We start from the raw sequence: 20,373 nt of genomic DNA, 5'->3' as shown, positions 1-20,373 counted from the left end.
GCCTCCCGATGACGAGCGCTACCAATGTCATCTGAATCGGAACATCCGCCGGCGGACCGAACAAAATTGCAACCGCGCGGCGGTGGCCAAGATTTGCCCTTGTCGCTGGCTGGCGGACGCAGTCCGTGGTCCATTGCTGTGATTGTGTCGATTGCGACATTCATGGAAGTCCTGGATGTCAGCATCGCCAATGTATCGCTGCGGCACATTGCCGGCAGCATGGCCGCTTCGGTGGATGAATCGACGTGGATTCTCACCAGCTACTTGGTTTCGAACGCCATTGTATTGCCGATTAGCGGCTGGCTGGGGAGCGTGATTGGTCGCAAACGGTTTTACATGGCGTGCGTCATGATGTTTACCGTCAGTTCGTTTTTGTGCGGCATGGCGCCCTCGTTGGAGCTGTTGATTTTTTTCCGCGTGCTGCAGGGAATTGGCGGCGGGGGGCTGGCTCCGAGCGAGCAATCCATTTTGGCCGATTCGTTTCCCGCCGAACAACGCGGAATGGCGTTTGCGCTGTACGGAGTTGCCGTGGTGGTAGCGCCCGTTATTGGACCGACGCTGGGCGGCTGGATCACCGACAACTACTCGTGGCGCTGGGTGTTTTTTATCAATTTGCCCGTGGGCCTTGTGTCGCTGGCGTTAACTTATTTCTTTCTGGTGGAGCCGCCTGCCGAAAAAGAAAACCGCAAAAAAATGTGGGCGCGCGGCATTCACGTCGACTACCTCGGCTTTGGCCTGGTGGCAATTGGCCTGGGGTGCTTGCAGGTTGTGCTCGACAAAGGCCAGCGCGACGATTGGTTTTCGTCCACCTTTATCGTCGCCTTCAGCGTGATTTCCGTGGTCTCGTTGGTGCTGCTTGTTATCCGTGAATTAACGTGCCGGGATCCGGTTGTCGATTTGCCGCTATTGCGCAATCGCGGCTTTTTGGCTTCCAACATCATCATGCTTGCAGTCGGTTTTATTTTGTTTGGCACCACCCAACTGCTGCCTCAATTAGTGCAGGAAGTATTTGGCTACACCGCCACGCAAGCCGGATTGGTCATTACTCCAGGCGGAATTGGCGTCATGTTGCTGATGCCGGTAGTCGCAATCCTTTTGCGAAGAATTCAAGCGCGTGTCATCATCGCCTTCGGTTGGATGATTGAGTGCCTGGCAATGTTTCATCTGGCCGGCTTCAATACCGATGTCAATTTCGCCCACTTTGTTTGGGCGCGGATTTTCCAGGCGGCCGGAATTGCATTTCTGTTTGTGCCGGTCACCACCGTGGCGTACGTCGGGCTTCCCGAGGGAAAAAACAATAATGCCTCGGCACTAATTAACCTGGCCCGCAACCTGGGCGGCAGCATCGGCATTTCCTGGGCCCAAACATGGCTGGCCCGTCGGAGCCAATTCCATCAAGTTCGCTTGGTCGAACACTTGACCCCATTCGACGCGACCTATCGGCAGGCCATTGGTCATATCAGCCACTTGGTGCCGCACGGCGACAAAACACCGCTGGCGGCTTTGAATCAGGCCATGCAGCGTCAGGTGAGCATGCTTTCCTACTTGGATATTTTTTATCTGCTCGCTTGGGCCGCGCTGCTGATTGTGCCCGTGGTGTTCCTCTTGCGCAAATCGCAGCCGGGCCAAGTGGCAATGCATTGAGCGATTTCGCGCGGGCAAGCTAAGGCTTGGCCGGGGCAGCGCCAGGCGACGGGCTTTTCGCGTCCTGGGGTGCAGGCAGAATCAACGGCAGCGGCACCTGTTTTTCGGGGGCCAAAATTTCCTCCGGCGGCTTCACGGAAGAAACGGCGCTAGGAACTACATTTTCAGCATGCGGAGGCGAATGGCAGTCAAAGGATTGCCATCCACCTCCCAAGGCACGATACACTTCAATCAAATTCGCGGCGATATTGCCGAGGGTTTGCGCCAGCTGGTCTTGCTGTGTCACCAATAACGACTCAGTGTTGTAAACCCGATTGAAATCGGTCAGCCCTCCTTGAAATTGCTCCGTTACCAACGCGACCGAGCGCGATGTCTCCCCGACTCCTTGCTCCAGGCTCACGGCCTGTTGTTGAGATTGCAAAAAGCCCACGAGGGCGTTTTCCACCTCGCGCTGTGAAGTCAGCCCAATTTGCTGGTACTGCAGCACGGACGCTTGAAACCGGGCGTCTTGTGCGTGCACGTTGTTGATGATTCGGCCGTAGTTCAATATGTTCCATTGAACCACAGGCGCAACAATTCCAGTAAAGCTGCTGGGCTCAAACAACTGACTAATTTGATTGGCCGTTACGCCTACAAACCCATCGATCGAAAACCGCGGATACAAGTCGGCCTCGGCCACCCCAATGCGCGCGCACTCCGCAGCAACTTTCCGTTCCGCCTTTCGCACGTCAGGGCGTCGCCGCAACAATTCGGCAGGAATCCCCACGGCCGCTTCGGCAGGCGCTTTTGGAATGGGCGCCGCGCCCAGTTGTATTGCCAAGTCTGTGGGAGGCATGCCCAACAACACGCACAAGGCGTTGGCAGCCTGCCAGCGGCCGGTAACCAACGGCGGAATCAACGACTCGGTTTGCCGCAAATTGGAACGCGCTTGTCGAACGTCTAATTCGGTGGCCACGCCTTTGGTAAAGCGCTCTTCTGCAATTTGGGTCGATCCTTTTTGAATCTCCACATTTTGCGCTGCGAACTGCAATCGCTGCTCGTATGTTCGCATTTGCACATAATTGGTCGCAACTTCCGAAAGCAACATAACGATTGCATCGTGATAATCTTCAACGCGGGCGTCGTAATCGGCATCGGCAGCTTCCACAGTGCGTCGATAGCGGCCCCAAAAATCGAGCTCCCACGATAAATTAAAACCCGTGGCCCACAAGTTGAGAGTGCTCGGCAATGCCAACGCGCCGTTGTCGGGCAATTGGGCGTGGGCATACAGCGCATCGGCGCTTTGCGACTGCGGAAACAAATTTCCGGCCGCGATGTTCCGCTGTGCCCGGGCCTCCAAAATGCGTTGGCCGGCCGTTTTGAGATCAAGGTTTTGCCGATATGCCGTCTCGATCAATCCGTTTAACGTCTGGTCGTTGAACACTGTCCACCACTCGCGAATTTCCACGGGTCCGGTCAATAACCGTAGATCGGTGGCATCGATCCACTGTGCCTCCAAAGGAGCGGCAGGAGGCGCATAATTCGGCCCCACCTTAAAGCCATTGTGTACCCATTGGGGAAAACTCGTCGTGCAGCCACTAAGGGCCGTTAGCGCGACCGCCACGAAAGCCACATTTCGAAAGCGAACCAGTCGCGGCAAGCAGATTACCGCTAACTTAGAGGCTGTGCGCACCAGTGAGCGGGCTGTTTCATTGGCCTCATTGCTTTGCGGCTGCGCATTCATAGTTTGCAGAAAAGCGGAAGGCCCGTTGGCGTGAAAATTTTGGCTCGGCTGCGCAGTTGGAAAAGCAGGCGCCCGAGGAACGTTCGCCACAGTCAACAAACGTGTTACCCCTTATCAATTTCGATGCGGCAACATGGCTGACTTGAGCGAACAAAACGCGTGGTGCTAGCAGAGACCACCACTTGGCTGCACGGCTAGATAAAGCTTAACGGCCGCGCAAAGAATGCTGCGCGTTCACTGCGATTCTAGAGGGCCATCACCACGATGGAGGCGAGTATGCCGACCACAAAAGCCAGTATCATTTTTCGAATGGACATAATTATCTAGGCGAAGCAACGGTATCTCCTGCCAATCGGAAAGCGCCTCGATCCACGACAGACGACAGGCGCAATTCTTATTCCAGACGTTCGCGGAAATTGTTTCCGCATTTGAAGCATTCCCATTTGTGAATGACTGCCGCTGGGTTTCGGGCAGGCTCGCTAAAATTTCCAGCGGGAGTGGACTGGCGACTATCGTTTTCAATCCCATGCCAAGCAATATGGTCGGAATTGCACTTCGGGCAGCGAAGGTCGGTATTTACCTCGCCCATATCCCAGCCCTTTATGAAGGCGGATGGGCAAGACGGTTAAAGAGGGCACCCGAATGTGGGCACGATCCCCAAGGGCGTGGCCATCCGAGAAAGGAGGAACGCCCTGATTATATACGAACTGTACGGTATCGTACAGAGTCGCCACGTCAGAATTTATGCCGAGCCTAACAGCCGCTCGTATTCCTCCTGGACAACTCGATAACACTCGCACGAAGCCGCTTCCAGTCCGGTACGGTCCACGATTTGGATCATGCCGCGGCTGTTCGTGATAAGTCCTTGATCTTCCAGCTTATTCAAGGTCTCTGTCACGCCAGGCCGCCGGACGGCGAGCATGAATGCCAGAAATTCATGGGTCAGCGGTAATTCGTCTTTTCCTACCCGGTCGTGGGTCATTAACAACCAGCGGCAGCAACGTTTAAGCAGCGGATGTACGCCGTTGCAGGCCACCGATTGCGTCATTTGCGCCAGGAAGGCGTGATGATGGCGCAGTAACAAATCGTGCAGCGTTCGATTGGCTCGCGCCTCCTGTTCCAGGAATTCTGCAGCCATTCGCATTCCGCCGCCTGGAATCTGGACTAACATTCGTGTTGGCGAAACGGAAGGGCCTATAAAGGCGGTGAGCCCGGCAGCCCCTTCGTTGCCGATGGTTCCAACTTCGATTCCCGTACCATCGTTTAAGACCGCAACGGCTGACAACACGCAATCGTTGGGAAAGTAAACAAAATCGACCGGTGCATGGGCTTCGTAAAGTAGCTGCCCCGATTCGTAAATAACGCTTCGTAATTGCGGTAAGAGCCGCGCGTAATCTTGCGGTTGCAACCGACTTAAAAGCCGGTTACGCCCCCGCTCCGCGGGTTCATGATTCATCGGTAGGCCTGAGTCCTTCGGACCTTGGCTAGAAAGAACCACCGATGAAATGGACGGCCTACCGCGCCGCCTGACGTCGAGGGTGATGGTTCCTATGAGAAGGCAAAAGAGTGAATGCGTCTGTACGGTACCGCACAGAACGCATCCGAAAGTTCGGTAACATGTAATTATCCGCTTAGCAGCAACGGAAAGACAGCGGCAGTTGGGACATTTTTGGGCAATTTTCTTGGTTTAGAGTGACACGATGTCAGACGTTACTTTTGTGATTTCCCGTGCACTTTCGCGGGATGGCATCGACTATTCCATCAGCGTTTACCGCCGCTTAGGTGGTTTCTTTGCCTTTTGGGAATGCAAGCAATGCGCGAATCAAGGCAGCCCCACCGAGCCGCTTCTTGATCGGGATACTGCCATCGGTAAGTGCGAAGAAAAAATTGAGGAGCACCACGGGCAATATCACAATGGGCAATTATCAGCAATAGGTGGCTTATGACAGAACGCAATGCGAAAGAACCCGTGACGATGCTTGAGCGTAACAGCCACGTCGCGATTATGCCCAATGAGAATTCACCCGCGGCGGAAGTGTTAGAAATCGCGAGCGTTCTATTCGTTGGACCCGTCTACGTTCAACTCTTTGACGGACGAATGTATGCCTCGCTGGGTGGTAAATCGCTGGCGCAACGCAAACTAAGTTACATTGTGCCCGCCACGGAGGAACACTGGGCGGCGCTGAAGGCGAAAAGAAATCAACTTGCGCAGCACGCTTGATTGCGTTGCCATTGCTTTCGCGTCACATAGCGGCGCAATTCCCGCTCTTGATCTGTTGCGTCCAGCTCTTCCCGCGCGCGAGCGCCGCTGCTGTCTTCAGCAGTGTTTTTCCTGCCCATCGCTTGCACGTTCCCACCCAGAGCAGCGCGCTATGATCACCTCCCCCTAGTGGATAGCGCAAACATCAGTGAGACCGCTGGGATTCGAACCCAGGACCTACGGATTAAAAGTCCGTTGCTCTACCGGCCTGAGCTACGGTCTCGCCGCACAAGAGCCTTACTGTAGCAAGTTGGCGACCAATGAGAAAGGCACTGGCCGCAATCGAACAGAGAGCCGCCAGAGGTCAAATGTTCACACTGGCAAACGTCGCGGGCGGGTAGCAAGCCAGGCCGCGGCTGCGGCGGACGAGGTCAGAAATTGCTGTCGGAGCTTGAGCGGCGCCTAAGGCCAACAGCGGCGCGATGAGCGATCCCCAATATTGATTGAACGGTTGCCCAATGCACGCAAAGAAAATGACAAACGCACAAGCGGCCAATCCGGCGCGGCGGCCCGTGGGCGTGTTCCAACCGGCAAAGCCCAACATTGCCAGCGGCAAAAAAACGGCGCTTACCCACTGAGGTAAAAGCAGCAGGTAAGCGTTCATTTGCGCGGTGGCAATCACAAATGGCGCGCCGCCAAATTGCAGCCAGCTTGTTGCGTGGCCGTGATCGCCCGGCTGAACCAGCGACATAACATGCTGCGCATGCCAAGCGTAAAACGCCAGGAACGCCGCCAGGCCGAGACCCCAGGCCAACACTTCGCGCCACCGTTTGTCCCACACCGCCAGCGCCAAACAAACCGCAGCATAAGGCGCCGCCAGTTCACGCAGCACAATGGCCAACAGTCCCAATGCGATGCCCCAGCCGGGACGGTTCAATCCATAGGCGCACAGCGAAAGCCCAATCAAAATGCCGGCCCACACCACCGGCATCACATAAATTTGCTCCAGCCAGCCGGGAAGCAACGCGCCGGAAATAATCAATCCGCAACCCAGGGCGCGCAGTATTCCTCCGTCGCGGGCAATCACGGCCAGTGCCAAACCTAACAACATCAACGCCAACGCGCCGATCAGCAATCGGCCTGCAGCTTCGTTGGGGAGTTTTCCCAAGAGCCAGATCGGCAGCGGCGTACGCCAGTTGAACGGACTGAGCGTAGGATAACCGCGGGCGTGCAGCTCGTGACTGGCGGCTTCGTAGTAACCTTCGCCGTGTGATATGCGTTGAATTTCCGCCAGGTACAACGGCACGTCGCCGGGCCCCGTGGGATGCTGGCTGACAAAACCGCCGGCCAGGGGCGATAGACTGATCGCTACAAATGAAACGGCAACCGCCGCGGTCATGGCCAATACGCTGCGCGCTGCGAAGGGAGAAAGACGCGCAAAACCACTGACGGGACTATTGGTGTGCATGAGCAAGCGAAACCGGGTGGCAAGGGAAAATCAGCCTTGCAAGTTTAGCTCACGCAAACAGGCTGGCTGGCCGATGCAAGATAGCCCTTTCTACGGTTCCCAGGTTCCCAGCGGCCGATTTCCAAAGCCGTGGATTTCAGGCAGTGGATTTTAAGTGGAGGATAGGGGACTTGAACCCCTGACCTCTTGCATGCCATGCAAGCGCTCTCCCAACTGAGCTAATCCCCCTGGTGTTTCGCAGGAATCTAGTAGAAATTAAAATCGGCTCGTCTGTGTGGCAAACTACAAACAGTAACTGACTGGGCGGCGGATTGTCAATCGCGGCAGCGGCTTCCGTGTTCCAGTAAAGGTGTAAATCGTTTGAAAAAACTGCTTTGGAATTTATGCCGATGGCTGATTCCCGCGGCGATTATCGCGTGGCTAGTCAGCGGCGTCGTGCGGGATCAAAGTTTGTCTCGACTATTAGCTGAGCCCAAGCATTGGGATTTGCTGGCGCTGGCCGCGGCAATCACTTTTTCGGCCACGCTGGTGACCATTTTGCGCTGGCACTTTCTGGTGCGTGCGGTAGACTTGCCGCTGCGGCTGCGCGATACCGTTCGCTTGGGATTTTTGGGTTACTTGTGGAATTTTGTGCTGCCCGGCGGGGTCGGCGGCGATTTCGTGAAGGCCGGTTTTTTGGCCCGTGAGCAACCCGGCCGGCGAACCGAAGCGGCGCTCACGGTGCTGGTCGATCGAATGACCGGCCTGTACGGTTTGTTTCTGCTGGCCACCGGGGCGATTTTATTCACCGGCATGTGGCACTTCGAATCGGAAGACGTGCGGCTGGCGTGCCGAGTGATGTTTTGGTGCACGGGCATCAGCACCGTGTTGGTTGTGGTTTCGGCAATGCCTGGTTTCTCGCAAGGACCCATTTCTCGGCGGTTGCACGATTTGCCCCGGGTGGGCCGATTCATCGAGCGGATCAATCGCGCCTCTCGAATGTATTACCGGCATTGGGCCGTGTTGCCGGTTGCCGTGGTGCTGACGATTATTGCCCAGGCGCTGTATGCAATTGGATTTTGGTTGATTGCGCGCGGATTGCTGAGCAACGCGCCTTCTTTGGGCGAGCACATGGTGGTGGTGCCCATGGCGATGATCACCGGCGTGCTGCCGCTGGCGCCCAATGGCCTGGGGACGTTCGAGGCGCTGGTGGAATTGATGTATCTCCAACTGATGGGAACTGCGGCGATTGTTGGCGCTGGCTTTTTGGTATCGCTAGGTTACCGCTTGGTCACCATTGCCATTGCCATGGTGGGGGCGGTCATTTACTTCGTGAACCGGCGCGAAGTCTCGGCGATGATGCACAAAGTGGAAGCAGAAATGGCAGCGGAAAGCAGCGGCGGGAAGGTCACAGGAGATCCGGCGAGATAAAGTCGCACGAAATTCACCGAAATCAACCGGCCAGCTATTTCGACGGGGCCGATTGGAGCGGCTGGCCATTGACAAATAGCTTGGAGAATTTCCCGATTTGCCACTGGGCAGCCGCATCTCCCTGTATTTGGCAGTTGCGCAGATCGCAGTCGCTGTAGTTATCGAGCTGGAGCTGATGCACCCCATTGCCGTCCAGCGTGCAGGAAACGAGCTGCGTTTGTGAAACGCCCAGTACATTCACTCCGCTGCGACCGTTCCAGCGGCAGTTCAGCCCGACTAAATCGCACGGACCGGTGACATCGTGCAGATAAACGCCATCGAGTTGGAAGCCCTGGATGGTTAAATTGCTGATGACCACATTGCCGACCTTGTAAAGCGTTAATCCGGCGGGCAGCGCCGCGTAAGAAATCGCATAGCTTTGCGGGAGCGTGACGGGCTCTACTCGAAAATAAACCCAGCCCTCGACCAGCGCCCATTGCTTGGGCTCCAGCGCTGGAACTTTTTCATTCGTGCCATTTCCGGCGGCCGGCCGGCGCGCCACCGGCTGGCCATCGAGGAATAACTGTTGGAACTGCTTTCCTTCCGGCTGGAAGCGGAAGACGTCGTTACTAAACCATTCCCAAGCGTTTTGCGGCACAGGGGTTGTGCCGTCCAGCGTGGCGCCGTTGCCTTCGATGGTGAACGGTTGATAGGCTGTTCCGCTCAGCCGGCTGCCCACCAGAGACACAGCCTCACGGTAAGGCTGACCGGTATTGGCCAAAATAATGTGGTCTCCCGGCCCGGCGGTGCGCAATGCTTTCGCAATGGTTTGAAAGGGCCCCTGGCCAGGATTTACGTTCGAGGTGGCGGCGCCGTCCAGCAAGTCGCTGCCGGAAGCGTTGTTCACATAGATTTCGCGGGCGCTGGCTGTGGCAATCGTGAAGCAAACGGCCCCAGCCGCCAAAAATTTCGATCGGAGCACACCCGCAAGGAAAGTTAGGTTGAGCATGTTCGTTTCGGCGCGAGGAAAATGGTAGTGGGCCAATTTGATGGAAACAGTTTGGGTGGCCGGGGTCGAGTGTCGCCGAGCCCCCGGAATTTCTGCGACTGGGGGCTCATTTCGTTCGACCCCAGCCACCCTGAAAAATCAAACTGGCCCGCTACCAGGAAAATTCAAAACTAGCAAGCCGGTGAAAAACTTGCTAGAAAAGTGTAGCATGTGGGATGTACCGGCGATGATTGGCACGCTGGCTATACGCCCGATGCAGGCTGTACGGCTTGCGCAAAGGGGAGAAAGCAGATTCGAGGCTGCGGTTTTGGCCAGTCGATGCACAACATTGTGGTGGAAGCTAGCCAATGCACCGCACACCCTCCTGAAGTGATGCGATGAGCACCTCTCCGTCCTCCCCCGCCGCCACGCAGCCTAATTTGCCGCCGCCGACGGCAAAAATGCCCAACGAAACCGTTCGGGCTTTGGTTACGCTGTTTATTTTGTTTCATTTGTTTGGCGTGGCGCTGGCGCTAACGTGGAATCCGAACGCTCCGGCGCTGCTTTCGCCTCCGGTGGTTGATATCGATTCGCCCAACGATTCCAAGTTGTTCCTGGCGCTGAAATCCACTCCGGTTCTGGCCCAATACATGTATGCGTTGTGCCTGGATACCCCGCACGATTACTGGCTATCGTATGGCGATTCCACCGATGACGACCACACAGTGGACCTGACGTTAACCTATCCCGACGGCCACACCGAAGCGCGGCAATTTCCTCCGGCCGATTCTCACGGCGAACAGCGCTTGCGATATAAAGCCTTGGTGCGGACATTGGCCATGCAGTTTTATGAGGATGCGCCCGATAAAACCTTGCTGACAAAAATTAGTGAAAATTTATTAGAGCAGAATGGGGCCAAAGAGGTGCGCGTGCAAATTCGCCGCCACCAGCCGCTGTCGATGGAAGAAGCCCGAGCCGACGACCCTGGCCTGCATGACCCAAACAATGCCCGCACGTTTGCCAATGTTTACGCGGGCGATATAACGCTGAACAGCTTGGGGCAGGGGGAAGTCCACGATTTGGGCGAGGCCAAGCGCGACGTAGCCCCGGTGACCGGCCCGCGTGGCCGCAGCCGCCTGCAAAACCCGCCGGCTGGTGATTCGTCTTCTACGGATACGCCGCCGGGCCCGCCGGGGGGCAAAAGTGGGTCCAGCTCCACCAACACCAATCGAAAATTGCCGCTTCCCTTGAATGGCGACGGAAATGATTTGACCTTGCCCCCCGAAAAACCGAATTAGCAGCCGTTCTTTGATCAGATCATAGCGATTTGTTTGTATGGGAAATTACCTTCGCACCGCTGGCAGCCGATTTGGAGCGGGCTGGACCCGATTTTGGTTCGCGCCCAGCGACGCAATTGTGTTGTCGCTGATTCGCGTGCTGACGGCAGTGGTCGCGTTATGGTGGTACCTGAGTTTGCTGCCCGACTTGCAAAGCTGGTTTGGGCCCAATGGATTACTGTCTGCTGAATTAGCACAGCTTGTGCAAGGAGCATCAGGCGACGCCTCGAAAGCCGCATTCTCGCTGTTCGATTGGACCGGTTCGCCCTCGCAGTTGTGGTTGATTTACGGGCTGGGCCTGGCGGCACTGGTTATGATGCTGATTGGATTATTCAGCCGAGTGGCCACCGTGGCATCGCTGGTGTATGTATTGTCGTGCATTCACCGCATGCCGATGATGATGCGGCCGGTGGACGAAGTTTTGGCGCTGGTCATGTTCTATTTGTGCTTGGGTCCCTCGGGCGCCAAATTTTCGATCGATGCTTGGCTCCGACGCCGGCGTCGTCAGCGAGAAGTGGGCGCCATCCGAACGGCCGAATCCGAAATTTACTGGTCGAGCGCCGCAACCGTTGCCATTCGATTGCTGCAAATTCATTTGACGCTGATTTACGCCGCCATGATCATTGCCCAGTTACAAGGGGCCGCGTGGTGGCAGGGAACCGCCCTGTGGTGGCTGATGGCCCGACCCGAATCTCGATTGATCGACTTGACGGGATTAAGCCGAATAGGTTTGGCGTTTGAATACATCGTGAATTTCTTTACGCATGCCATTTTGATTTATGAATTGTGCTTTGTGTTTTTAATTTGGAATCCGCTGGCCCGGCCCATTTTACTGGTACTGGGCGCATTGATGTGGGCCGCTTTGGCGGTGATTGGCGGCTCGGTGAGCTTTGCCGTGATGATGATTGTGGCAAGCTTGGCATTCCTTGCGCCGGAAACACTCCGCGGACAAGTCGCTCGAAACAGCACGCCGCAAGCGTCCAGTTCCGCTGCCACTACGGTGAGCAATCGAAAAGAAATGGCCACGGCGCGACGCTGAAAGCCGCGGCACGTTATGCTTTTTCCTCGGCCTCAATTGTTGCTTTGATGTCGCGCAGTTCCTCCGCTTCCGGTAGCGCTTTGTAATATGGATCGAGCGGGAAGCAGCCGGAAATCATGCCGTTGCGCGGGGCGGTGGTGCAATCGCTGAAGGTGCGGCAAATTAATTTGCGGGCCAGTTTCCCGGTGGCGAGCGAATCGGCCGGCAAGCCGGGATAAGCCAACACCATCCGGCCCAAGCCCACGGCATCGATCCAGCCGGCCCGCACCACGGCTTGCGCCACATGCGGCACGTAATCTTGCAGATAGGAATAGCCGGAGCCCACCATCGGCATTTCCGGCACCGCCAATTTGCATTGCCGGGCCGCTTGAATTAGCCGCACGACGCCCACCAGAGGATCTTCCGGCGGCAAGTAACCATCGCTGGGTGGAAAAATTGCCGGGCGCTGAATGTGCGGATTGTAATACGGACTGCCGCACGACAAATTCACCGCCGCCACGCCTGCCGTGTGCAAGCGACGAAGAAGCTCGATGGGCTCGCGCATGTCGAATTTCAACGGATCGTTTGGATCCACGCCAAAACCATATTCGTATGGCAATAAGTGACGATAATCTAGCGGCTGGCCAATTTCGCGGCCGGTTTTGTAGGGCAGCGTGTCGAAAGCGCTCAGCCGCACGACCACCATCAATTGTGGAAACTGGCTGCGAATGCGCTCGACAACCGAAAACAGCAGCCGGGAGCGGCCCGTTAAATCGCCGCCAAATCGCCCAGGCCGTGAACGGGCACTCAAAAATTCGTGCATCAAATAACCGTGGCAGGCCTTGATGTCGACGAACTGAAAGCCAACTCCTGCGGCCAAGCCGGCCGCCGTAACGTACGAAACGATCAAACGCTCCAAATCATCGTCGGTCCAAACGATGGATGGATCTTGCGGGTCGATGCCAAACTTCGCATCTAATAGCGGATGATGATACGCAATTCGCGGCTCCAATCGCTTGTCGTGCGGACGAGAAAACCGGCCCGAGTGGGTGAGTTGCAGGCCGACGAACAAATCGTCGTCATTTCCGAACGCTTCTCGATGGGCCGTGCGGCATGCGCTCAACAGCGCGGCCAAACCGTTGCGGTTTGAAGAAGTGGCCAAGGTTTGATGGGGATTCGCGCGGCCATCGGGCTGCACGGCCGCCGCTTCGCCCCCCCAAATCCACTTCGCCCCGCTCAAGCCGAAATTTCGCCACCGGCGCAGCGTGTGCGGAGAGGGCGAGCCATCCGGATTGGCATCCCAGCCTTCCATGGGATGAATGCACCAACGGTTGCCGATCCGCATGCCGCCGATCATAAGTGGCTGGGCCATGGGGGAGTTTTCGGCCGCGGTGAGAATGCGCTCGTCGAGGGGCAATTCCAAACCCAACTCCGCCAGGCGCGCAGTTAGCGCCGCGGGATTTTTGAGTTGGGCGACCTTGGGATAAGTGGCCATGCCTTCCCTCATCCCACGCGGCAGACAAAGCACTTCAAATACTCGCTCTCCAAGCAAGTGGTGCTAATGGGATGATCGGGGGCCGCGCCGCGCTGCTCCAACACTTGAATTTCTCGATTGCTGCGCTGAGCCACGCCCGAGAGCATGTGCAGAAAATCTTCGCGCAGCACGTGACCGGAGCAACTGCACGTAACCAAAATTCCGCCTGGCTCCAGCAAGTTCACGGCCAACCGGTTGATGCGGTGGTAGGCCATTAAGGCATCGTTCACTGCCGCTCGGTTGCGGGCAAACTTAGGCGGATCGAGCACCACGATGCCGAAGCGTTCTTTTTGCAGCGACAATTCTTGCAGCGTCTCGAAGCCGTCTCCGGGTTGGAAATGAAGATTAGCGACCCCGTTCAACTCCGCATTGGCTCGGGCGAGCGCTAACGCTTTTTCACTGCTATCGACGCATAACACTTCGCTGGCCCCGCCGTGTTTTACGGCATTGAGCGCGAAGCCGCCGCTGTAGCAAAACATATCGAGCATTCGCCGGCCTTGCACGTAGTTGGCCACCGCTCGGCGATTCTCACGTTGATCCAAATACAATCCGGTTTTGTGCCCTTCGCGCAAATTAACACCGTAGCGCAGGTCATGTTCTTCGATGAAGACAGGGCCCGTGGGCAAATCGCCCCAGCCGCGTCCTTCCTCGTGCGGCATGCCTTCCATCTGTACGGCGCCGCGCTCCTGGCGCAACACCACTCCGCGCGGATGAACTAAATCGATAAGCAGCGGCACAATTTTGTCCAACCGCTGCCAAACGGCCAGCGACGTGGCCTGCACCGATAAATATTCGCCATAGCGGTCGACAATTAGCCCACTGAGTCCGTCGGCTTCGCTATACACCAGCCGTGCGGCGCCGGCAGGGTTGTCGTAGCCCAAACGCTTTCGCAGGGCGATGGCCGTTTCCAGGCGGCGGCGAAAAAGTGCTTCGTCCAGCAGAGTGCCAGCATCCCACGTGTAAAGCCGCACACGAAGGCGGCTGTGGCCGTTATAAAATCCGCGGGCAATAAACTTCCCTTTGTCGGAAATGAGATCGACGATGTCGCCGTTGGAAACTGTGCCTTCAATTCGATCAATCGCGGTATCCAAAACCCACGGATGCCGGCCGAAAAAAGGCTGCGCTTTGCGCGGCCTGAGAATTACTTGGGCCACGCCCAGTCCGGCGGCGGCTTCGCGCGCCAGTGAAATGGAATCGACAGTTTCTGCGGCATGCGACATTTCGATACTCAATGGCGGAGCGGCTGGGCCGCATCTTATGAAAATCTCGCGCGGTGCTGCAGCGGTCGGGTGGCTGGGGTCGAACGAAGTGAGCCCCCCAACCGGTTGGATTCCGGTGGCTCGGCGGCCTCGACCCCGGGCACCCACTCTGCCACCCCGCAGCGGCCTGCAACCAGCGCAGTATTGAGCATAACCGACCGGCAATCGAAGAGATAGAGCCTACGCAGCGCGGGGCACGATCGGCGGCCAGTAACTCGTGGCAAATTTAATTGAGCGACGGCTGGAAGATCAGCGGCAGATTCAGTTCCGGATGCGGGGACGGCGCAGGCGGTGGAACTGGCAGCGGCTTTACCGGGCGGATTTCGTGCCGGCTGGCAGCGCGGGGCGAGTGAGTTCGCATAAATCGGTTTTTCGCAGAGGTAAAGCGGGTGAAGTTGTGCGATTTGTTTCCGCCGATTTTACGACGGTGCGCACAAACAATCGACCGCGCCGTGAAGAGCGCGAACGGGAAGCAAAACCGTGCATCATTCGCCCTGTGCAATGGAAACGAAGTTCCTCACCTGGGCGCCGACTTTTGCCGGCGCCTCAAGCGGGATTCGCCGCTGCGTGCATTCGTGTTCAGGATGGCACGGCGCGCGCAGCGGCAAATTTTTTGATTTGTAATTCGCGAGCGGAACATCGAGCACTGCAACAACCTGACTCAACGGCAATGGCAGAGCGATGATTCCATCGCCCATTGCCCGCGCAGGATCTGTCGCCGGTCAAACACGCCCATCAGGTTCCGCAAACGGTGAGCTTACTTCTGCGGCAAATAGCCGGTGGTGTAAGCCGGACCTGGCGTCACTGTGGTGGCCGGAGCGGTCATCATGGGAGTGCCCATTACTCCGCCGCTGCAGGCATCGCAGTGGTTGCAGCCGCAGGGAGCGGCTTCAACGGGCTCCCCGCAAGGCGAGCATTCGCCGCGTCGGCCAAACATGCCGCCGCAAGGATTTCCCATGCCACAGCAGCCAAGCGATACGCTCGTCAAAGCCGCCAGGGTCGTCACAATTAAAAGCCTTCTCATGGCTCAACTCTCCAGTGCAAAACGAAATCGGGAGGGGAGGCGATTCGGTTTGGGTCGAGCAACTCTACACCACGCCCTGTGATGTGCAAACGCAACACGCACGATTTTTTTTCGCAACGGGATTTTTTTTCTCAACACTTGTGGGCGGAAAAGGTGATAATTTTCCCCTATATGACGTGTTGTGACGCACCGCGGAAGGTCCGCGCGCAACATCTTCACCGCAAAAACGGATTCTGGCGGATTTGCCGATTATGCAAAGGTCATTCGTTTCGTGGCCGCGGCCGGCACCTGGGCTGAAAGTGCTCGCGGCTTGCGCTACGGTGTACGTGGCGCTGATAGCCGCCGCGTTGCGGCCAGCAACCGCCGACGATGCGCACTGCGGCACTTCGTCGGCTGCATGCCCTCCTGAGCCTGCGGTTTGCTTGCCGCGCACGCACGACGAGGTGTGGCTGGTCAGCACACGCGGCCTGGGCTGTCCCGATCACGAAGCCAGTCCGCCGCAATTGGAAGTGTGGCAGTGCGATTTGAACGCGCACGAGTGGAACCGCTCTTCGCAGGCCGCTTTTCTAGCCGCCAACAATGCCGCGCTGCCCACGGTGTTTTGGGTGCATGGCAATCGGAAATATGCCGACGAAGCGCGCGAAGATGCCATGGAAATCTATCAGCAATTAACGGCCGGTGTTTCCGGCGATAGGCCCATCCGGTTCGTCATTTTTTCCTGGCCCTCCGCTCCCATTCATGGCTTGAAAGAAGACGCCCGAGTGAAAGCCGCCCGCACGAATGTCGACGGCTATTACTTGGGCTGGCTGGTGAGCCAAATGGATTCGCGCCTTCAGGTCGATATTATTGGCTACAGCTTCGGCGCCCGCATTGTAACCGGGGCGTTGCATCTGCTGGGCGGGGGCACATTATGCGGTTGGGCACTGCCGCCCACGAAACGATTGGCGCCCATGCAGGCTGTGTTGGTGGCGCCGGCCGTGAACAATGATTGGCTGGCCATTGGTCACGCCCACGGCGAGGCCCTGCCGGCGGTGGAGCGAATGTTGTCGCTGAACAATGGTTGCGACATGGCCTTAAAACGTTACGACGTGATTGATCCCTGCAATAAGCCCCAAGCTCTGGGCTACACCGGCGCGGTGGGTCCGTTGGGTGAAAACGCCAGCAAGTTGAGCGAATACAATATGTGCTGCGCCGTGGGGAAACGGCATTATTGGGGAAACTATTTTTATAACCCCGGCATCGTGGCGATGATGCGGCCGTATGTTGGATTGGCCGATTAACGAAGGCCGAACCCAAACGTGCAGAATTTTCCTGTGGCTTGACGGCGATTGGCTCCGTCTGTCATCTTGGAAAATGATGCGTTGATTTTCGCCGCAAGATCGAGTTGCTTTCCGCCATTTTGCGTCGCCATGCCTGAGCCGGTTGCTTATTTGAACGGTCAATTGCTTCCCGCTTCGCAGGCGGTGCTTCCGGTATATGACACCGGGTTCGTGCTAGGCGCCACGGTCACCGAGCAATTGCGAACTTTTCGGGGCGAGTTGTTTCGGCTGCCCGAGCATTTGAACCGCTTGCACACTTCGCTGCAAACCGCCGGCATTGAACCGCGCGAATCGTTGCCCGAGCTGGCCGACATTGCCGCCCGGCTCGTGGCCGATAACCGCAGGCTGATCGATCCGGCCGACGACTTGGGCCTGTGCATTTTCATTACGCCGGGTCCTTACACATCCATGGCGGAGGGAGTTGCCGGTGGACCGACTGTCGGGTTGCATACCTATCGATTGCCGTTTCATCTGTGGGCCGATCGGTATCAGCAAGGCGTGGCGCTGCGCACAACCCCCATCCAACAAGTTCCGCCGGAATGTTGGCCGGCGGCCTTGAAGTGCCGCAGCCGCATGCACTATTTTTTGGCCGATCAGGAAGCGGCGGAGGCCGAGCCAGGATCGCGGGCTTTGCTGTTGAACGCGGGCGGCCTGATTTCCGAAACGTCGACGGCCAACGTCGTGGCTTACTATGCCAATCGGGGCTTAGTTTCGCCGCCGCTGGAACAAGTTCTGCCTGGAATCAGCTTGCAAGTGGTGACCGAGTTGGCCGGTCGATTGGGAATTCCATTTGCCAACAAAGATTTGAAGCCGGATGAATTTGCCCGCGCCGATGAGGCATTCGTCAGCAGCACGCCGAATTGCTTGCTTCCGGTCACGCGCTTAAACGGCCAGGCAATTGGCAACGGCCAGCCTGGAAAGGTGTTTCAACAGCTGCTTGCGGCGTGGAATGAAATGGCCGAGCTAGATATTGCCGCACAAGCCCGGAAATTTTCTAAAAGGTCCTAACCATTGTGCGCCGCCGGTTGCGGGTTTTCCGCACTGCGCTCAATGATTGCCATCAGGATTCCAGCGGTCGGCGTTGGCCTCGTAAATTTCCCGAATAATTCGCGGCACGTCATACGTCAGTTTCCAATCGGGATAGTGCTGTTGAAACTTGGCCACGCTGCTGATCCACCACTGGTGATCGCCCATCCGGTTGGCATCGGAATACGTGGAATGCAGTTTCCTGTGCGTCAGGTCTTCGCACAACTTAATCGCTTCCAGCATGGAGCAATTGCTGAAGCGGCTGCCGCCCATGTTGTACACTTCGCCGCGGCGCGGCTGACGAAAAAAATGTGCAAAGGCGGAAATTAAATCGCTGCTGTGAATGTTGTCGCGGACCTGCTTTCCACGATAACCGAAGACGGTGTAGGGCGTGTTGGTGGCGGCGCATTTCACCAAGTATGCCAAAAAGCCATGCAATTGTGCGCCGCTGTGGTTAGGTCCCGTAATGCAACCGCCGCGGAAGCAGACCGTTTTCAGTCCAAAATAGCGGCCGTACTCTTGCACCAACACGTCGGCGGCCACTTTGGACGCGCCGAACAGGCTGTGCAGTGTTTGATCGATTGACATTTCCTCGGGAATGCCACTGCTCCAGGGATGCGCGGGATCAATTTCCCAGCGCGTCTGAAGTTCCACGAGCGGCAAGCGGTTGGGGGCATCGCCATACACTTTGTTGGTGGAGGTGAAAATAAACACCGCTTCCGGCGCCGCCAAGCGCGTGGCTTCCAAAAGCTGCAACGTGCCGACCGCATTGACGCTGAAATCGGTCGTTGGATCGCCGGCTGCCCAATCGTGCGCCGGCTGAGCCGCCGTGTGAATCACCAGCGCGATTTGTGAACCGTGATGTTGAAAAACGGCCCGGATGGCATCTGCGTCACGAATATCCGCATCCACGTGTCGGTAGCGCGGGCCCAGTTCTTGTTCCAGCGCTTGGCGCTGCCAGCGGGTTGATGCATTGTCGCCGAAGAAATGCCGGCGCATGTCGTTGTCGATGCCCACGACATCCAGGCCCAGCTCGGCAAAATAGCGGCTGGCTTGCGAGCCAATCAGCCCTGCGGAACCGGTAATGAGGGCAACACTCATGATTTGCTGGAAAGGTTGCCCTTATAAATTTCTAACTACAAATAACACGAATCGAAAATCCAACGCTGGCAAGCGAGGTCGATGCGGCTTCGTAACCGCCTAAATCACGCATACTTATAACGATATTCGGAATCTGCATGTTTTGCTAGCTCGCACGGCGTTCAAGTTGGGCCGTAACTTGCCAGCCATGCAATCGACGACTAAGCTGACATGACAAGGCCAGGACACGTGAGCGCCACGTTTCACGTTCTCTGAGGCGGCAACATTGATGAATCCACTTGTTTTGACTTCCGACGGCCGAAGTCGGTCGATTGCCGGCCTGCGTCAGGCGGTATTGGACGCCCTGCCGGAAGCGTTGTTTCTTGTTGATTCTTCCACAGAAGAATTGCGGGCGTTGAACGCCGCTGCTGATACATGGCTGCCCTCGCACCAGGGGATTGGCTCCTGGATGCTTGCCGATTTGCTGCCCGAGCTTCAGCTTTCGTCGCTGGTCGATTCCATCAGCGGCTTTGTTCTGAGCCGAGCCATTGACCCCGGCACGGACGAATTGCGGGAAGTGATGCTGCATCTTTATCCCCTGGCCGATGCGGAGCGCGAACTCAGCGCAGTAACTCCGGAAAACCACTCGGCTGTGTTGACGGACGAACGGAAACTAACGGTGCTGGGCTTACGGCCGATTGGCGGCGCCGCCGATGGCGGAATGCCGCGCCGGGATGCATTTGACGATGCCTTTCATGATCCGTTGACACGGCTTCCCAACCGACGATTGTTCCAGCGCCGCTTGGAGCGAATCATCGAACGAGCCGGCCGAATGCACCACTGCTTTGCCGTGCTATTTGTCGATTTGGATCGCTTCAAAAGCGTCAACGATCAATACGGCCATGTGCTGGGCGATAAGTTGTTGGTGAATGCGGCACATCGTTTAGTGGAAGCGGTGAGGCCGCAAGACATGGTCGCCCGGCGCGATGGCGACGAGTTCATTATTTTGCTGGACGATCTCGATCAGCCGGCAGACGCCATCAATGTGGCCGAGCGGATTTTGGAACATTTGCATTTGCCCTTTGCCCTCGACGGAACGGGCGCCGGGGCGATAACCATCGGCGCAAGCATCGGAATTGCCACGGCTGCAGACGGAGTGCTGACGGCCGAAGAACTAATTTCGCGGGCCGACGCCGCCATGTACAATGCCAAAGCGCGAGGGGGCGGCGCCTATTTGGCCGAAGGGCCATTGCCGGATCGCTGTGAGCTTTCGCCGCCGCGAAATTCGCCGAAGCCTCGTTGATCCGCTTGCCTGATCAGCCCGCTGTCTTTACAGTAAATTGAAGGGCAGCGAACGTGACGGA

General features: G+C 57.1%; 18 protein-coding genes and 2 tRNA genes. 9 read left to right on the top strand and 11 right to left on the bottom strand.

The features are described from left to right. The first annotated feature begins 24 nt into the window (after window positions 1–24). The gene (locus VFE46_16275; protein HZZ29554.1) at window positions 25–1,644 is read left to right on the top strand and encodes a DHA2 family efflux MFS transporter permease subunit; all 1,620 of its coding nucleotides are present in this window, start codon (window positions 25–27) and stop codon (window positions 1,642–1,644) included. A 19-nt stretch (window positions 1,645–1,663) separates the two neighbouring features. On the opposite strand, the gene VFE46_16270 is transcribed toward VFE46_16275, so the two are convergent. Next, window positions 1,664–3,367 carry an efflux transporter outer membrane subunit gene (locus VFE46_16270; GenBank protein ID HZZ29553.1) on the bottom strand — a complete coding sequence of 568 codons (1,704 nt, stop codon included), beginning with the start codon at window positions 3,365–3,367 and terminating at the stop codon, window positions 1,664–1,666. A gap of 742 nt (window positions 3,368–4,109) precedes the next feature. Then, window positions 4,110–4,823, bottom strand: coding sequence for a Crp/Fnr family transcriptional regulator (locus VFE46_16265; protein ID HZZ29552.1), 714 nt, complete (start codon window positions 4,821–4,823; stop codon window positions 4,110–4,112). A gap of 244 nt (window positions 4,824–5,067) precedes the next feature. Between VFE46_16265 and VFE46_16260 the strand changes: the two genes are divergently transcribed. Beyond that, window positions 5,068–5,313 carry a hypothetical protein gene (locus tag VFE46_16260; GenBank protein HZZ29551.1) on the top strand — a complete coding sequence of 82 codons (246 nt, stop codon included), beginning with the start codon at window positions 5,068–5,070 and terminating at the stop codon, window positions 5,311–5,313. Next, the gene (locus tag VFE46_16255) at window positions 5,310–5,588 is read left to right on the top strand and encodes a hypothetical protein (GenBank protein HZZ29550.1); all 279 of its coding nucleotides are present in this window, start codon (window positions 5,310–5,312) and stop codon (window positions 5,586–5,588) included. The genes VFE46_16260 and VFE46_16255 overlap by 4 nt, the downstream gene beginning before the upstream one ends. Window positions 5,589–5,776: 188 nt before the next feature. On the opposite strand, the gene VFE46_16250 is transcribed toward VFE46_16255, so the two are convergent. The 3 genes from VFE46_16250 to VFE46_16240 all read right to left on the bottom strand — a co-directional run bounded on the left by VFE46_16250 (window position 5,777) and on the right by VFE46_16240 (window position 7,263). After that, window positions 5,777–5,850: transfer RNA gene (locus VFE46_16250), tRNA-Lys, on the bottom strand. Window positions 5,851–5,931: 81 nt separating this feature from the next. After that, window positions 5,932–7,041 carry a hypothetical protein gene (locus VFE46_16245; GenBank protein ID HZZ29549.1) on the bottom strand — a complete coding sequence of 370 codons (1,110 nt, stop codon included), beginning with the start codon at window positions 7,039–7,041 and terminating at the stop codon, window positions 5,932–5,934. A 149-nt stretch (window positions 7,042–7,190) separates the two neighbouring features. Next, a tRNA-Ala gene (locus VFE46_16240) sits at window positions 7,191–7,263 on the bottom strand. Between the two features lie 132 nt (window positions 7,264–7,395). On the opposite strand from VFE46_16240, the gene VFE46_16235 reads away from it, so the two are divergent. Continuing rightward, window positions 7,396–8,445 carry a lysylphosphatidylglycerol synthase transmembrane domain-containing protein gene (locus VFE46_16235; GenBank protein HZZ29548.1) on the top strand — a complete coding sequence of 350 codons (1,050 nt, stop codon included), beginning with the start codon at window positions 7,396–7,398 and terminating at the stop codon, window positions 8,443–8,445. A 34-nt stretch (window positions 8,446–8,479) separates the two neighbouring features. On the opposite strand, the gene VFE46_16230 is transcribed toward VFE46_16235, so the two are convergent. Next, a complete protein-coding gene (locus VFE46_16230) occupies window positions 8,480–9,406 on the bottom strand; it encodes a right-handed parallel beta-helix repeat-containing protein (GenBank protein ID HZZ29547.1) in 927 nt (308 codons plus the stop codon). 404 nt (window positions 9,407–9,810) lie between these two features. Here VFE46_16230 and VFE46_16225 point away from each other — a divergent pair, with 404 nt between their 5' ends. Both VFE46_16225 and VFE46_16220 read left to right on the top strand, forming a co-directional pair. Further along, window positions 9,811–10,710, top strand: coding sequence for a hypothetical protein (locus tag VFE46_16225; GenBank protein HZZ29546.1), 900 nt, complete (start codon window positions 9,811–9,813; stop codon window positions 10,708–10,710). Between the two features lie 37 nt (window positions 10,711–10,747). Then, window positions 10,748–11,788 (top strand): hypothetical protein, encoded by a 1,041-nt coding sequence (locus VFE46_16220; GenBank protein HZZ29545.1) that lies wholly within the window; start codon window positions 10,748–10,750, stop codon window positions 11,786–11,788. A 13-nt stretch (window positions 11,789–11,801) separates the two neighbouring features. Here VFE46_16220 and VFE46_16215 read toward each other — a convergent pair whose 3' ends face one another. From VFE46_16215 to VFE46_16200, 4 genes are all read right to left on the bottom strand, one after another. After that, complete coding sequence (locus VFE46_16215) at window positions 11,802–13,262, bottom strand: NADH:flavin oxidoreductase (GenBank protein ID HZZ29544.1); 1,461 nt, start codon at window positions 13,260–13,262, stop codon at window positions 11,802–11,804. Window positions 13,263–13,270: 8 nt separating this feature from the next. Next, a complete protein-coding gene (locus VFE46_16210) occupies window positions 13,271–14,521 on the bottom strand; it encodes a class I SAM-dependent rRNA methyltransferase (protein HZZ29543.1) in 1,251 nt (416 codons plus the stop codon). Window positions 14,522–15,045: 524 nt separating this feature from the next. After that, window positions 15,046–15,258: a hypothetical protein gene (locus VFE46_16205; protein ID HZZ29542.1), complete on the bottom strand. Its 213-nt coding sequence runs from the start codon at window positions 15,256–15,258 to the stop codon at window positions 15,046–15,048. A gap of 59 nt (window positions 15,259–15,317) precedes the next feature. After that, window positions 15,318–15,584: a hypothetical protein gene (locus VFE46_16200; GenBank protein ID HZZ29541.1), complete on the bottom strand. Its 267-nt coding sequence runs from the start codon at window positions 15,582–15,584 to the stop codon at window positions 15,318–15,320. Between the two features lie 251 nt (window positions 15,585–15,835). Between VFE46_16200 and VFE46_16195 the strand changes: the two genes are divergently transcribed. Both VFE46_16195 and VFE46_16190 read left to right on the top strand, forming a co-directional pair. After that, entirely contained in the window at window positions 15,836–16,864 is a 1,029-nt protein-coding gene (locus VFE46_16195) for a hypothetical protein (protein ID HZZ29540.1), read from the top strand. Window positions 16,865–16,993: 129 nt separating this feature from the next. Continuing rightward, window positions 16,994–17,911: an aminotransferase class IV gene (locus VFE46_16190; protein ID HZZ29539.1), complete on the top strand. Its 918-nt coding sequence runs from the start codon at window positions 16,994–16,996 to the stop codon at window positions 17,909–17,911. A 39-nt stretch (window positions 17,912–17,950) separates the two neighbouring features. Here VFE46_16190 and VFE46_16185 read toward each other — a convergent pair whose 3' ends face one another. Further along, window positions 17,951–19,030 carry an NAD-dependent epimerase/dehydratase family protein gene (locus VFE46_16185; protein ID HZZ29538.1) on the bottom strand — a complete coding sequence of 360 codons (1,080 nt, stop codon included), beginning with the start codon at window positions 19,028–19,030 and terminating at the stop codon, window positions 17,951–17,953. A gap of 268 nt (window positions 19,031–19,298) precedes the next feature. Between VFE46_16185 and VFE46_16180 the strand changes: the two genes are divergently transcribed. After that, entirely contained in the window at window positions 19,299–20,312 is a 1,014-nt protein-coding gene (locus VFE46_16180; GenBank protein HZZ29537.1) for a GGDEF domain-containing protein, read from the top strand. Window positions 20,313–20,373 lie beyond the last annotated feature (61 nt).

Source organism: Pirellulales bacterium (genome assembly GCA_035656635.1).
Lineage (GTDB): Bacteria > Planctomycetota > Planctomycetia > Pirellulales > JADZDJ01 > DATJYL01.
Note: the sequence above shows the minus strand (reverse complement) of the source record. Positions and strands in the feature narration are given on the sequence as shown.